Source organism: Micromonospora sp. NPDC000668 (genome assembly GCF_042897975.1).
Taxonomy (GTDB): Bacteria; Actinomycetota; Actinomycetes; order Mycobacteriales; family Micromonosporaceae; genus Micromonospora.
Map to the genome: position 1 here is coordinate 796,816 of NZ_JBIAYP010000001.1, position 14,976 is coordinate 811,791.

10 protein-coding genes are annotated in these 14,976 nt (G+C 69.3%); 3 read left to right on the plus strand and 7 right to left on the minus strand.

Annotated features, from left to right (window positions below; genetic code table 11):
• Positions 1-12: 12 nt before the first annotated feature.
• On the minus strand, positions 13-2,175 hold the full coding sequence (locus tag ACFY29_RS03630) for an ABC transporter permease (RefSeq protein WP_386983117.1): 2,163 nt from the start codon (positions 2,173-2,175) through the stop codon (positions 13-15).
• A 170-nt stretch (positions 2,176-2,345) separates the two neighbouring features.
• Between ACFY29_RS03630 and ACFY29_RS03635 the strand changes: the two genes are divergently transcribed.
• Complete coding sequence (locus ACFY29_RS03635; protein WP_386983119.1) at positions 2,346-3,008, plus strand: TetR/AcrR family transcriptional regulator; 663 nt, start codon at positions 2,346-2,348, stop codon at positions 3,006-3,008.
• Positions 3,009-3,274: 266 nt separating this feature from the next.
• Here ACFY29_RS03635 and ACFY29_RS03640 read toward each other — a convergent pair whose 3' ends face one another.
• The 5 genes from ACFY29_RS03640 to tnpA all read right to left on the minus strand — a co-directional run bounded on the left by ACFY29_RS03640 (position 3,275) and on the right by tnpA (position 9,874).
• Positions 3,275-4,153, minus strand: a complete 879-nt coding sequence (locus tag ACFY29_RS03640; protein ID WP_386983121.1) for a CHRD domain-containing protein — start codon at positions 4,151-4,153, stop codon at positions 3,275-3,277.
• A 404-nt stretch (positions 4,154-4,557) separates the two neighbouring features.
• A complete protein-coding gene (locus ACFY29_RS03645) occupies positions 4,558-4,869 on the minus strand; it encodes an NIPSNAP family protein (RefSeq protein ID WP_386983123.1) in 312 nt (103 codons plus the stop codon).
• A 65-nt stretch (positions 4,870-4,934) separates the two neighbouring features.
• Complete coding sequence (locus ACFY29_RS03650) at positions 4,935-7,496, minus strand: M14 family zinc carboxypeptidase (RefSeq protein WP_386983124.1); 2,562 nt, start codon at positions 7,494-7,496, stop codon at positions 4,935-4,937.
• A 293-nt stretch (positions 7,497-7,789) separates the two neighbouring features.
• Positions 7,790-9,427, minus strand: coding sequence for an amidase (locus ACFY29_RS03655; protein ID WP_386983126.1), 1,638 nt, complete (start codon positions 9,425-9,427; stop codon positions 7,790-7,792).
• Positions 9,428-9,478: 51 nt separating this feature from the next.
• Positions 9,479-9,874: an IS200/IS605 family transposase gene (gene tnpA, locus ACFY29_RS03660; RefSeq protein WP_386983127.1), complete on the minus strand. Its 396-nt coding sequence runs from the start codon at positions 9,872-9,874 to the stop codon at positions 9,479-9,481.
• Positions 9,875-9,912: 38 nt separating this feature from the next.
• Between tnpA and ACFY29_RS03665 the strand changes: the two genes are divergently transcribed.
• Positions 9,913-11,106 carry an RNA-guided endonuclease InsQ/TnpB family protein gene (locus ACFY29_RS03665; RefSeq protein ID WP_386983129.1) on the plus strand — a complete coding sequence of 398 codons (1,194 nt, stop codon included), beginning with the start codon at positions 9,913-9,915 and terminating at the stop codon, positions 11,104-11,106.
• Here ACFY29_RS03665 and ACFY29_RS03670 read toward each other — a convergent pair.
• The gene (locus ACFY29_RS03670) at positions 11,103-11,405 is read right to left on the minus strand and encodes a hypothetical protein (protein WP_386983131.1); all 303 of its coding nucleotides are present in this window, start codon (positions 11,403-11,405) and stop codon (positions 11,103-11,105) included. The two genes, ACFY29_RS03665 and ACFY29_RS03670, sit on opposite strands and share 4 nt — an antisense overlap.
• Before the next feature lie 185 nt (positions 11,406-11,590).
• Here ACFY29_RS03670 and ACFY29_RS03675 point away from each other — a divergent pair, with 185 nt between their 5' ends.
• Entirely contained in the window at positions 11,591-14,962 is a 3,372-nt protein-coding gene (locus tag ACFY29_RS03675) for a hypothetical protein (RefSeq protein ID WP_386984619.1), read from the plus strand.
• Positions 14,963-14,976: the final 14 nt, after the last annotated feature.

Consider the following 14,976-nt stretch of genomic DNA (forward strand, 5'->3'; position numbering starts at 1 on the left):
GCGTGGCGGCCGTCAGATGGCGGCGGTGCCCGTCAGCTCATCGCGGACCTCGCGGCGGTCAGCATCGACGTCGGGTGCCTTCGCGAGGTGAGCCGGAGGGGCCGCCTTCGTCGACTTTTCCCGGCGCCGCAGCCAGAGGTCGACCACGAGGTTCAGCGCAAGGCCGATCACACCCCAGATCGCGATGACCAGCAGGTTCCGGCCGACCCCGTTGCCGTCGAAGTAGATCAGGGATCGAGCGGTGTCGACCGCGGCCGGCAGCGGCAGGATGTCCTGCAGATGCCGGAACAACTCGGGCACCATGTACACCGAGAGTCCGCCGCCGGACGCCGGCACGCCCGCCAGCATCAGCACGACCATCACCGGGATGATGGCGGCCAGGCCGAGGGTACGTGTGAAGACAGCGGTGGCCAGGGACACGGCAAGGATGGTCGCCGCGCCGAATCCGATCATCTCCCAGGCGTGCCCGTTGACCGCGCCGATGATGACGTCGAAGAGCACCCACAGCCACACGGACATGCCGATCGCCCAGCCGCCGAGCAGCGGCAGGAACTGGCGCAGGCGCTTGAGCTCCGGCGCACCGCCGCGCAGTACGGCCAGCATCAGGAACCCGGCCATGATCCACGACATACCGACGTACAGGCTGTTGCTGCCCATGGTGTCGGTGTCCGTCAGTGGCGTCACGTCGGAGGTCGTCAACGGGGCCTGCTGCTGGGCGGAGATCTGCTGGAACATCGCCTGCACCGCGCTCTGCTGGCTGACCCCGGCAGCTGAGGAGGTGTAGAGCGTCGCCGCGGCGTCGGGCGCCGCGGGCAGGACGTAGGCGGCGACCACGTCCTGGGAGCGGATCCGGTCGGTGGCGTCGTCGACCGACGTGGCCACGCCGACGTCGAGGATGTCGCCCAGGTTCGACCTGAGTCCGGTGGCGACCTGGTCGGCCTGCTGCGCGTTGGCGCTGACCACGATGACGGGAAGGCTGTGCACCTGCGGCTTGTGCATGGAGAAGCCCATCAGGCCGACCACCATCACCAGGATCGACAGCGGGAAGGCCGCCACCGCCAGGTACCGCGTCCACAGCGGTCGATTCGGACCACCGGCCAGCGCCGGCATCGGCGTGCCGGGGTGGACGCCCGGTGCCACGCCCGGAATCGCCTTCCCGCTGACGCGCTCCTTGAGCAGGGACAGCAGCAGCCCCGCGACCAGCCAGATGGCGAGCGTCAACAGGTGCCCGCCTGCGCCGCGACCATCGAAGTAGAGCAGCGAGCGCAGCGCTTCCCCGGCGGCCGGCAGGGGAAGGACGCCGTGCAGGAACTGGAAGAAGCCAGGCATCACGTCGATCGACAGCGCCAGGTTCGACGACGGCATGCCGAACACGACGTACAGCAGCATGCCGACCAGGACGGCGAGCGGACCCATCAGCTTGGTGAACAGCAGCTGGGCCGCGCCGACAGCGCCGACGGTGAGCATCCCGACGCCGAGGAACTGCAGATAGTGGCCTTCGACTGCGCCGACGACCGGCCCGAGGAGGAGCCAGATGATCGTGCTGGTGGCCGCCGCCCAGCCGGTCAGCAGCGGCACGAACCGCCGCAGCGACAGCAGGTGCGGGGTGGCGATCACCAGCAGGCTCAGGGGGACGTACCCGGCCAGCATCATGCCCATGGCGGCGAACAGCACCGAGATGCCGGCCAGGTCGCCCTCGGGCAGCGGGGCCACGTCCTGAGTGGTGGTGGTCCAGTCCTGCTGCACGGCGATCGGGGCAAGTAGTTGCTGGGCGGTGGTGGCCTGGGAAGCGCCAGCCGCCATCGCGGTGTAGACGGTCGCCTCGCGGGAACCGGCGGCCGGGATCTCGATCGCCCCGGCGATCTCACGTTCTTCGAGCAGCTCGACGGCATCACTGCCGGAGGGGACCAGGCGTGCGTCGACGGCCCGGCCTGGCGCGGAGTTCAGCCCGTCGACGACTGCCTGAGCCTGCGCGCCCGATCCCACCACGGCCACCGGCATGTCGCGCGGCTGCGGGGAGTGCATGGTGGCCACGTAGGTGGCGAACATCATCGTGACCATGAGGAACGGCATCACGAAGAGCGCGACATACCGGGCGATCCGGGTCTTGCGGTCCTCGACAGGCGGGCCGGTGCCAGCCTCGGCGGCGGGAGCAGAAATGGTCGAGCTGTCCAAGGGGATACTCCAGGCGGGTTGCGGGAGGCGTCTGCGTCACACGTGGAACGGAAGGCTTGCCCCGCGTAAGCCACGTGACTTATAAGAGTAAGTCACGTGGCTTGTAATGTCTTGGAACGGCTACCTTGATGTAGATCACACCGCCACGCCAACTAGAGGAGAGGGCTGCGATGACCCAGGCAGAACCGGCTCGTACCGCGCTGCTCGACGCGGCAGAGCGCCTATTCGCCGGGTCCGGCATCGCGCAGATCTCCGACCGCAAGGTGGCCGAGGCGGCCGGAAACACCAACCATTCCGCGGTGCGGTACTACTTCGGAGGCCGGGACGGGCTGTTGCACGCGCTGATCCTTCGCCATGCGGCCGCGCTGGAAGAACCGCGCCGGGCGATGTTCGAACACTCCGACTCGGTTCTCGGCGACGTCCGCAGCCTGGTCATGCCGACCATGAAGGTGCTCGCCGGGCTACCGCAGCCGACCTGGCGCGCCCGGTTCCTCGGTCAGGCCCTGCACGATCCGGCCACCAGGCCACTCCTGATCGAAGCCGCGGACGCCGTGCCCACCGCGAGAATGATCGTCCGGTCACTCGCAGCGCGCCTCGAGCACCTGGATCCGGACATCGTGGCCGCCCGGGCGGGGCTGATCACCATGATCGTCTCCACGGCCGCCGCCGAGGTCGAGGCCCGCACCGAACGCAGCGGTCAGGATGCCCGCTGGGCGTCAGTGGGCGACTTCCTCTGCGACGCCATCGCCGGCATGCTGCTGGCCCCCGTCACCCAGGCGACCAGCAGTAACCCGCTCACCGAGGACCCCGCATCCGCCGACACCACGGGCTGACCACCGCGTCGACCCGCGGTTCCGGCCGAGGGCGCGTTCAACCAGACGGCAGGAGCGGACGACGGGCCAGCCGCCGTGCAGACTGAACCGGATCTGCTCGACCGGCCCCGACCGCCTTGGTGCCGCTGTACGCAGCTGCTGCCGCTGAGGTCGCCGGCGGTGGTCGACGTGGCGGCGGGTGGGCCGACGCAGGGCGGAACGCCCAACCCGTCAAGGGTTGGGCGTTCCCCCCGTCGCGAGGCGACAGGTTACTTCTCGTCGTTGGGTCAAGCGTCCCCGTGGTCGTGGCCCTTGTCCCGGCTCTCGTCGCCCTTGTCGTCGTGGCCCTTGTCCCGGTCCTTGTCGCCCTTGTCGTCGTGGCCCTTGTCCCGGTCCTTGTCGCCCTTGTCGTCGTGGCCCTTGTCCCGGTCCTCGTGGTCCCGGTCCCAGTTCTTCTTGAACTCGTTCCAGTCCCGGTCCTCGTCGCTGCTCCACCACGAGTTCCGGTCCTCGTCCTTGTCGCGGCTCCGGTTCTGGTCCCGCTTGTCGTCGCTCTTGATCTGGCCGCGGATTTCGCCGTTCGGGTACTTCTTGGTGTGCACGTTCACGTAGGTGACGCCGGCCTCGATCGCGTCGACGAGTTCGTCGAACTCGCCCGGCTCGATGCCCTGGTCGGCGGGGCCGACCACGTCATCGGGCTTGATGGTCCCCTTGATGGTGGCTGGGGCCTGAGGGCAGGACTGGACGTCGTGCGACGCGCCGCCCTTCGCGTCCTTCAGGTTGGAGCACAGGAAGACGGCGATGCCGCCGCTCTGGTGCCTCCCTCCGAAGTGGATGTGGGCCTGCTGGACGTCCTTCAAGTCCTCGTAGCTCAGCTTGAACTCGATCTTCTTGTCCCGCTCGTCGATCGTGGCTTCGAACTGGCCGGAGCCGGGCGTCGAGATCGGCTTTGGATCTTCCTCGAAGCCGCTGAGCTTGGCCCGGACGTTCACCTCCTTACGGTCCCGCGAGTCGCTCCAGTCCCGCGAGTCGCGGGAGTCGTGCGAATCCCGCTTGTCGCCCGAGTCGTCCCGGCCGTCGCCCATGGCGGCGGTACCGATGGCGGTTACCGCCACCGCTGCGCTGGCCGCCATCGCGACCGCCCAGAGTCGGGTACGTCCCATCATTGCTGCTCCCTTCTCCGTGGAGTCCTGAGCCGCGGGATCACCGGCGGACGAACCACCCGTGACCGGACTCAGGCAGGCAAAGGTGCCGTGCGCCGGAGGTCGTTGTCGTCGAGACCGTCCCACGCTCGGTTCGATTGGCACCCTTTGTGAAAATTGTTCCACGTTCGCGGCAAACATGAGCCGGCTTCCCTGATCCGACCGTCAGGGATCTTCGGGAGGTGTGGATCGGACTGGGTGCTGTGCGGCCCACCCGGGCGGTTCGATTGATCGACTCGGTGTCGGCGATGTCGCCGTATCCCGACGCGAGGATGCCTCCATGTCGGCGATCTGGAGTTGACCATCACCAGCCGGAGGCACGGCGCGGTGACCCTCACGCCGACCCGAGGCTCCGGCCGACGGCGCGTTCAATCAGACGGCAAAAGCGGACGCATGAACGTCCGCTCGTAGCGCACGACACAACCCGACTCGTCGCGAATCCGATCAGCCGCGACGAACTCCGGGTCATCGCCGAACCGTGCGCGGTAACGCTCGTAGGCCGCCAGACTCTCGAAGCTGAACAACGCCTCGGCCTTGTCGCTCGCGCCCTCGGCCGGCAGGAAGTAGCCGTGGTGCACACCACCGTGCTTGCCCACCAACCGCATCCACTCCCGGGCGAAGCGTTCAAATGCTTCGATCTGTGCGGGATTGATGGTGTAGTGCACCACGCAGGTGATCACGCATTCACCATACGCGCGCGGTGGCCGAGCGCAGAGCGCGCTCGGCCACCGCGACCGACGTCAGGTCAGCGCTGACCCCCCAGGTACATCGCGTTGAACAGCAGCCGGTACGTACCGTGCGACTGAGCCCGGTGCTGCGGCTTGAAGCCGATCATCACGACCTGCCCGTCGCCCACCTTCGCCGTCACCACGGCCGCCTTGCCACCGATGACGTCCTCGCCGAGGAGGAAGCCGCTCTTCAGCAGGTTGGTCTTCGGCCAGGTGGCCGCCACCGTGACACCCTGCGCGCCGTCCTCGACCTCGAACGCCGGCCCGTCGGCGACGAACGCCGACGCGGTCGATCCGAACCCGGCGGCGACCGGGTCACTGGCGTCGACGTTGAGGTTCAGCACCGAGCCCGGAATGTTGTAGCTGGTGTCCGGCACCCCCTCGGTGACGTCCTTGACCGGCACGTCGAACGCCTTGATCGGCAACTCGGCCGCCTTGTTGAGGGTGACCACCGTGCCGCCCGCCTCGACGAACGCCTTCAGGTTGGCCACGCCGGCGTCGGTCATCCCGCCGGTGTACTCCGGCGGCAGCGAGCCCGCCGCCCGGCCGTTGCGCATCGAGTTGTACGTGGCGTCGGGCAGCACGATCGTGTCGAACTTCGCCCGCAGATCGCCGGCCCGGACCGACGCGTTCGTCAGCTTCTGGTAGCCGAAGCCGAACTGGTCCAGGGCCAGCCGGGTCCAGCCCTCGTCGTAGTTGTTGAAGCCGTCGTACAGTCCGATCCGAGGCGCGACGAGCTCCCGAACCTTGGCCGGCTTCGCATCCACCGCGGCGATGCTGAGCCCGTACCGGGTGGCGAGCGCCGTCACCCGAGCCTCGGTGCCCGGACCGGGCGTCACCAGGAACGTGCCAGCCGGCAGCTTGCCACTGCGAGTGGTCACCTCAGCGCTGCTGAGGAAGACCTTGTCCCCCGCCGCCAGCAGGGAGTTCACGGCGGCGGAGCTGTCGTTGACCCGGGGGTCGAGGGCGTACGCGTACTTCGGCGCGCCGGCCACCACACCCGCCGGCACCTTCGGCGAGTCGACCCGGACAGTGCTGGCCTGCACCGCCTGGCCGAGCTTGTCGACGGCGACGCCCATCTGGAACGACAGGGTGTAGCCGGTGATGTCGTACGGCGGCTCCAGCGGGCCACCCGGGTAGAGCCGCCGGTCCGGGTAAACCTGCGGGTTCAGCAGGTCCAACACGGCTGCCCGGTACGGCTGGGCCTCCCGCACGAGGTAGCTCCCGGCCGGGTAGGTGCGCTTGCCGACGGTGAAGGAGTTCACCGCACGCTCGACCTGGATGTTGTTCCAGCGCAGCTTGTCCACCAGCTTGGTGGCGGTCGGGAAGTCCGCCTGATCCGCGGGGATCACGTAGGTGGTGCCGGCACCGTTGCGGGCACCGTCCCGGGCCATCTGTGCCACGCCGTAGAGCAGGCCCTCGCGGTCGTCGCTGGCCACCCGCAGCATCGCCCAGGAGGCCGTCTTGATGTAGTCGCAGCTCTGCGACAGATGCCACTCGCCGCCCTTCCAGGGGCTGGGGTAGAAGACCGACGGCTCGCTCGTCGAGGTGCCGTCCGCGAAGGTCTTCGGGAAGGTCGCCGGGTCGTACACCCTGGGGGTCGCCGAGGCGTGCGCGGTCTCGGTCAGGATGCCGATCTGGTTGTGGTAGTACGGCGCGGTCCGCGCGCCGCCGTTCCACCAGATGTCGTACGACTGGCGGGCCAGCGCGCCGACCTTGCCCTCACGATCCAGCCGCTGCCCCATCGCGTCGCCGACGAGGTTGACGCCCCGGACCACCTGGGGGTTGATGTTCGGGTTCAGCGGGTCCTCGTACGGCGGGATGCTGATCCGGGCGGGGAAGACCGCGGTCTGGTGCACGTTGTGCATGACCTGCGGAATCCACTCGTGGAACAGTTGACGCCCGACGTTCTGCGTCTCCTGCAGGTTGAACATGTACCAGTCCCGGTTGTTGTCGTGTCCGGCGTACTTCTGGTACAGCTCGGGATAGCCGGCATCCTGGTAGGGCCCACCCAGGTTCTTCTTGTACCACTCGGCGACCTTCGTGCCGCCGTCCGGGTTCACGTTCGGCACCAACAGGGTGATGACGTTGTCCCGGATCGCTCGCGCCTCGGGCGTCTCGCTGGTCACCAGGTCAAACGCGAACTGCGGGGCGGTCTGGTGGCCGGCCACCTCGGTGGAGTGGATGCCGAAGTCGACCCAGGCGATGGCCTTGCCGTTCTTCGCCAGGTCACGCGCCTGAGACTCGGACAGCGAGTCGCCCTGCGAAAGCCGCACCGAGGTTTCCCGGTAGCGCTTGAGGTTCGCGTCCTTGAGATTCTTCTCGGAGGAGACGATCGCCATCAACTGCGGCCGTCCCTCGCTGGTCTTGCCGATCTCGACCAGCTTCATCCGGTCGCTGGCCTTGTCGATTGCCCGGTAGTACTCGGCGATCTGCTCGTAGGTGGCGAGCTTGTAGTCGGCACACGGCGCCCAGCCGATCACCGACTCCGGCTTCGGTACGCGGTTCGAGGCGGTAGCGGTGGTCGCCGACGTCAACACCGGCGTACCGACCAGAGCCAGCGCGCAAGCAACCGACACCGTTGTCCGAGACAGTCTTCGTTTCACCTGATACCCCTTCGCAGTACGTACACGACGGAAAAGGGTCCGGTAGGGGCGGCCGCGCCAATCGGATAGCTTGATTCAACAGGTTTCGATCCAGGTCCGGAATGCTCAGGATGGCAGTTGAGGAAATCTTGAGACTCACCACTGTGCCGGATCGGACCAGGACCAATTTTATTTGGGCAACGACAATTCCACCAAGGACGTAATGGACAGTCCTTGGCGTTGGCGTGGCCACAAAGGGCGGGCATCGAATGCCCGCCCTTTGCACGTCACTGGCTGAGCTCGGCGACCTCCTCGGCCGTCAGGCGGAGCGCTTCGGCGGGAGCTGCGCCCCGCGCGGCGGCGGTGGCCGGGTCGGCCGGCCGCCGCAGATGCCAGTCCGTCACCGCCTGGTAGGCGGCCACCACGGACAACAGCCGGTCCTCGGCGTACGGAAGGCCACCCAGGATGGTGCCGACCGGTAGCCCCGCGGTGGTGAACCCGATCGGGAAGGCGATCTCCGGCAGGCCCAGGATGTCGAAGGGCACCGGGTCGGTCTGCACCACCACGTCGCAGTCGTCGAAGAGGTCGTTGAGCACCCGGTCCATCAGCAGCAGCTTGGCCCGCTGACCGGTGATGAACTCGTTGCCACCCATCAGCGCTCCTTGCAGCCAACTGGTCACCGACACACCGAAGCCGCGCAGGTCGGTGCGCAGGTACGGCATGAACGGCTCGGCTCGCTCGGGCAACCGGATGTTGTTGAAGGTGCTGCCGGTCAGCTGACTCCACTCGGCGGGCAACTGCACGTCCACCAGGGTGACGCCCGGGATCGCGGCGAGCTGCGCCAGGTACGCCGTACGGGCCAGCGCACTGGACGAGGTGCCGTTGGCGAAGCCCGGCAGCACGCCGATCCGGGTTTTCCAGCGCAGCTTGACGCGGCGTCCCTGATAGACCGGGCTCGCCGCGTCGATCAGGTTGGGTACGTGGGGCAGGCCCTGGCTACGCGGGTCCATGGGATCCTCGCCTGCCATCGCGGTCAGCATGATCGCAGCGTCCTTGGCGTCGCGCGCCAACGGGCCCGGATGGTCGCGGCTGTACGTGAGCGGAATGATGCCGGCCGCCGAGACCCGACCCATGGTCGGCTTGAGGCCGGTGAGGTTCTGCGCGTTGGACGGGGCGGTGATCGAGCCGCCGGTCTGCGTGCCGATGCCCGAGGTGGCCATCCGGCCGGCAACCGCGGTGGCGGTGCCGGTGGACGACCCGCCCGGGTCGACGCCGCGGTCGGTCGGCGTCCAGGCGTTCACCGTGGTGATCACACCGGCCGGCGTGGTGGCACGGGTGGTCGCCAGCGGGCCCATCTGAGTCTTGCCGAGCACGATCGCGCCGCTTGCCTTCAACCGGGCCACCGCAGTCGCGTCGTACGGAGGCACGAAGTCCTTGAAGAGGAACGAGTTCGCGGTGGTGGGGACCCCTTCCGTGTAGTAGTTGTCCTTGATGGCCAGTGGGATGCCGTGCAGCGCACCGTGTCGGGGCCCGCGTCCGGCATTTCTCGCGGCCGCAACGGCCGCGTCGGCGAGCACCCGGTTGAACGCCTGGTAGCTGCCGTCGTACCGGGAGATGCGATCCAGGTACGCCTCGACCAGGTGCTCGGGGGAGAGTTTGCCGGCGCGGATGAGCCAGGCTGCCTCGGCGATGGTGAGCTCGGACAGATCGGCGAGCGCCTCCGGCCGGGGCTTGGTGTAGGCGTTCGGCTGGTCCAGCGGCCGTCCCCCCAATCCCGGCTTGGCGTTGGTGGACAGGCCGCTGCTCGCCAGCGCGACCGAGGGCAGTCCAACGTTGACACCGACGGCTGAGACGGTGGCCAGAGCCGCGGCGCGGGCCAGAAACGCGCGACGGTCGACCGTGCGGTCGAGTGGTTCGGACGTCATCGTGTCCCGCCCGTGAAACCCCTGGCTTTGGCCATGGGGAGGTAAGGGCCGTTAGGCGTTGCGCTGGTTCTCGACATATCTCTTGACGACCTCCGAGGTTGCGCCGCCGATGGTGGCGACGAAGTAGCTGTTGGTCCACAGGGTTGGTAGCCGCGAGCGCAGGCTTGGGAACTCCGCGCGTAGCAGGCGAGACGATCTGCCCTTGATCTGCTTGACGAGCCGGTGGATGCCGAACTGCGGGTCGCATGTGACCAGCAGGTGCACGTGGTCGGGCATGGTCTCCAGCTCGAGGATCGGTGCGTCTCGCTCAGCGCAGACTTCGCGAATGACCTTTTTGAGTCGGGTGTCCACCTCCCCGGCGATGACGGGCCGGCGGTACTTGGGGCACCACACGACGTGGTAGGTGCAGCGGTACACGACGTTGTTGGTCGACCGAACCTCATCCATGCCGACATTATATAGAGTGATGGTGTATAGTGTCTGGTGTGTACGAAACAGTGCGGTACACCTACCGGTTGCGCCCCGGCGCGACCGCGGTAGCCGCGCTGCTGTCTGAGTGGGGCCGGTGCCGGTGGCTGTGGAACGAAGCCGTCCACCAGCAGAAGTCCGGCGGCAAGCCCACCTTCTGCAAGCTGTCCAAGCTGCTCACGGAGGCGCGGAGCCGGTCGCAGTGGCTGCGGGACGGATCCCAGGTTGCCCAGCAGCAGACGCTGCGCACCTACGCTCTCGCCCTCCAGCACTCCTTCAAGGTCAAGGGACGCGGGCGGCCGACAGTCAAGAGGCGCAAGACCACCCTGCCCAGCCTCGAATACACCGTCCGAGGCTTCACCGTCCGCCAGCAGCGGCTGCGACTGGCCGGCGGTATCGAGATCCCGGTGGTCTGGTCCCGCGACCTGCCCTCCGAGTCGACCAGCATGCGCGTCTACCAAGATTCCCTGGGCCACTGGTACGCCTCCTTCGTGGTCCGACGTGAAGCCACGCCGACCCCCGCCACCGACAGATCGATCGGCGTGGACTGGGGTGTCACCACCACCGCCACAACCACGAACCCGGCCTACGACCTGCCCCACCTCGGCCACCGGAGGCGGTGCGCCGCCGAACTGGCCCGCGTGCAGCGGAAGATGAGCCGCCGACGCCGCCCGCGAGGCAACCCGCCCTCCAAGGGCTACCTGCGGGCCAAGCGGCAGGCCGCCAAGGTCCACAAGAAGGCGGCCAGGCAGAACACCCACGACTCCCGCCAGTGGGCGAAGAAGGTCGTGGACGACCACAGCGTGATCGCCGTGGAGGACTTCAAGCCGACGTTCCTGACGAGAACGACGATGGCCCGCAAGGCCGCAGATGCTGCGATCGGCGCTGCCAAACGAGAACTGATCAACCGTGGCACGCGGGCGGGCCGGAAGGTGGTGCTGGTTCCGCCCGCCTACACCACGATGACCTGCTCCGAATGCGGTACGAGAACCAAGGAACGCCTGGGGCTGGGTGTCAGAACTTTCAGGTGCCACGACTGCGGGTACACCGCCGGGCGCGACCTGAACGCCGCTAGGACGATCCTGGCCACGGTAGAGCGCGACCGTGCTGGTGTTGATGATGTAAGACATCCGGTCGGCTCCCTTCGGGGCGGCGGCTCGGGTGCGGTCAGAGTCAGAAATCCCCCGGATTCATCCGTGGGGAAGTGTTAAGCCTTCCGCCATTCGGTGCTGTTGGAGGGGTAGAGGACCGGCACGTGCTGCTGCGACAGCGCCTTCGCGGTGTCGGGCTCGGTGCCATCGGGAGCGGGCAACTGGTATGCGGCGAGCGTCGCCACGGTGCTCCGCATGAAGGAGCGCAGGGAGGCGAGCACGGAGTCCCGGCCGGGCGAGCCGGTCTCCGGGTCGGGGCTGGTCCCTGGCGGAAGTTGGTCGAGGTCGATGCCGAGGGCGGCGAGCCGGGCACGGATCAGAACGTTCAGCTCAGCATCCGTGGGCGGAGTAGGTGCCATGATGCTCCCAAGTCGTGCGACAGGGGGTGTCGCGGGTCCCGGTCGAAGTGACCTTGACCGTAGGCCGGTAGCAACTCGCGGCGGCGGGGCGCGCGTACAAGTTGAGCAATATTTGAGTTTGCCGATGATGCGCCACTCGGCACCCGTCGGAAACGGGTCGGCGGGGTGACCCTGTGCCGGTCACAATGAGCGCCGTGCAGAGATCAACGCAGCGCCTGCTCGACGTACTGGACGTCCTGCCGTACCGGGAGCGGATGGCCACGCTCGCGCGCCGGGCCGTCGATCTCAGCACCACCGGCGAGCTGCCGGGAGTGCTGACGGACCTCAGTGGCGGGACGACGTACCACCGGTTCCTCGCGGTCACCGCCGGGCAGGTCGTCGGCGACCTCGCGGCGGTGCGGGTGGCGCTGGCCGACCCGCACCGCCCGATCCGGTCAGTCGCGGTGAAGGCCGGCCTGCGCGCCGGTTGGCTCTCCGGTGCCGAGCTGCTGACCCTCGTGCTCGACGCGTCGGCTGATCTGCGCCGCCTGGTCTACCGGTCGCTGCGCAACCTACGCCGCTCGGAGGTTGCGGACGCGCTGGTCGACGCCGTGTGGGATCGCTTCGGCGCGGTGGAGGCGGTCGCTCTGCTGCCGGCCTGCGGTCCGGACACCGTCCGCCGGCTGCTCCCAGCGGTCGAGCACGCGGTGGAAGGTTGGGTTCCACTGGCCCGTCGCCATGCCGACGTGCTGCTCGACCACGCCGAGGCGGTGCTGCCCGACCTGGACCCGAAGGGGCCTTCGCGGTGGTGGTCGGCGCACTCCAGGGGCGTCCTGGTGGCTGGCCGGGGCCGACCGGATCGCGCGCTGACGCTGCTCGAACGCCACGCCCCGGCCGACTGTCTCCCCGGCGACCTGACAGATTACGGTGCGCTCGCCGCCGCGGCGCCGAGCCGGGTCCTGGCGCTGCTGACCGCTCCCTCCCGGGCGGGCTGGGTGGCCTACCAGTGGCTGCCTCCGGCGCTGCTGCGTCGGTTCGTGGGGCTGCCGGACGCGGAGTTGGTCGAGCTGGGCCGGCGGGTACGCGGCCACAACAACTCGCTGGACCGGCTGTTGGGAGCAGTGCCCCCGTCGCGTCGAGGCGCCCTCTACGACGCGGTGCTCGCGGACCTGGAGACCGCCGACGAGATCCCGGACGTGGCGTTGATGGAGGTGCTGCCACTGCTCTGGCGGGAGCGGGAGGCCCGCCGGGTGCTCGCCCTGGACCGGGTTCGCCACGACGAGGCCGCAGTGCGGTCGTGGAGCGCGTTCCTGCCCTGGCCGGAGGCGTCCGCAGCGCTCACCCCGGCCCTGCGCGCCGCCGACGCCCAGGACCGGGCGGTGGCATACGAACTGCTCCTCGACGCCGCGCGGCGTAGCCGAGACCCGGCCGTCGTGGCCGAGGCGGTGGCCCGGTTGGGTCGGTTGCGCAACGAGCAGGACCCCGTCCGCGCCGCAGCCCTGACGGCCCTGGCAAGCCTCGCCCGGTTGCTGCGCGCGGACTCCGTCGAGGCGCTGACCCAGATCACGGTCGACGCGACGACCACCCGGGACGCGTCAACGCGCACCCTCGCCGCACTCGGCAGCCTCGCCACCGGGGTGCTGGGCCAGCACATCGACGAACCGGCCCTGCTGCGGTGGGCGCTGGACACCCTCGACCGACTCTTCGGCGGCCACCGGCTACCGACGCTGGGACGGTTCGACAAGACGCTGCGCCACGGCCAGGAGGAGATGGTTTTCGCCCAGTTGCGAGGGTGGATCGAGGCGGGCTCGGCGCGGGGGCAATTCAGCGCGCTGTTCGCGGTGACCCGGGCCCTGGGACGGCGGGCCTGGCGGCTGCCCGAGCTTCAGGAGTTGCTGAGCAGGGCGGGCGACCCGGGCAGCGTCGCCGTGGTGGTCCGGGAAGCCGTCGAGCTGTGGCTGGCTGACCCGAGGACCCGGGCGCAGCGCGTGGCGCACGTCCTGGACCGCGACGCCTCCACCATCACGTTCCCGACGGTGTGGCGGACGGTCAGCGCCCGGCGTACCGATCTGCTCGACCGGGTGCTGCTCGGCCCGCCGCCCACCGGGGCGTTTCTCACCGCCGGCACCCGCTGGATTCCGGGCCCACCCGTGCATCCCGAGCGGTGGCTGCCCCGGCAACAGGAGGCGTTCGTGCGGTTGCAGGCCCGGCTCGCCGCCGACGCCGGCACGCCACTGCACGGCCGGGCCGCCGCCATCCGGGCCGCTGCGCCGGTCCCCGACGCCGGGCGCGAGCTGGTGCTTCGGTACGTCGAGTCGCCGAACATCACCCTGGCCGAGGCGGCCCTCGGGGCGCTGCCGTGGACCGACCGACCGGACGAGGCGCTGCCGGTGCTGATGTCGCACGCCGACGACGAGCAGGCCCGCGTCGCCCTCTACGCCGCCGGCCGCGCAGTCCGGTTCACCCGGCCGGCCGCGCTACTGACGCCGCTGTCCGGCGTGGCCCTTGGCCGAGGCAAGGTGACCAGCCGCAAGGAGTCCCTCCGACTGCTCGGTCGCTACGGACCGCCAGCGGCGATGCCGGTGCTGCTGGCGGCGTGGCAGCAGCCCGACCAGCACCGCGACGTCCGGGCGGCAGTCGTCGCCGCCGCCCGGCAACGGCTGCACGCGCCGCAGAGCTGGACCATCCTCGAAGAGGCGGTCGTCGGTAGCCGCGAGGAGTCCCTGACCGTTCTGACGACCCCGCCTGATCGTGTCGCCCGACCGGACCGCCCCCGGTACGCCGCCCTCATCGTGCGGGCCTGCGCGAACCCGGACCGCGAGGTCACCCGGGCCGCCTGGCCCCGACTCGCGCACTGGATGCCGTGGGCGCCAGACGTCACGGACCTGATCACGGCGGCGCTCACCGACCTGGGCGAGCACCACGCCTGGCCGTCGCTGCACCCGATGGTGGGCGCGTTGCTCGACCACCCGGACCGACCCGAACGGGGAGCGCTCGCTACGGCCCTGCACGCCCTGGTCCAGATCGACGAGGCCGACCTGAACGTCGGTGGGCCGGCCGCCGACCGCCCGGCCCGACGGCGGATCAGCGCCATCCTGGACCAGGCAGGGGCCTGGGCACGGTCGGTGGGCTCGCAGATCGACCGTGCCCCGGCCCGAGCGGCGGGCCGCGACCTGGGTCGACACCCGGCGTACGTAGCCAAGGCAGCTGAACTGTTGACCGCGCTGCTGCAACTGGGCGGCACGACACCCCACCAGCTCACTGCCGTCGTGGTGGAGATCGCCGAACTGGTCAGCGGGCGGCCGGCGCTCGCCGCCCGGCTGGCCGACCGCCTCGGTCAGCAGACAGAGCGGCGGTGGTCCGGGACAACCATCGACTCGGACCTGCTGTTCGACACCACCCGCAACCTCACCGCGCGAGGCGAGGCGACCACAGGCCTGTTCGCGGTGGCGCTGGTCCGCGAGGGCAGGTCACTCGGCTGGCCGGAGCCGTGGCGGGACCTGCTCCGTTCGCTGCGGGAGCACCCGGTCGCCGACGTCCGCGATGCCGCCTTCGACATCTCGATGGAGGCAGTCTGACCGTACACACCGCC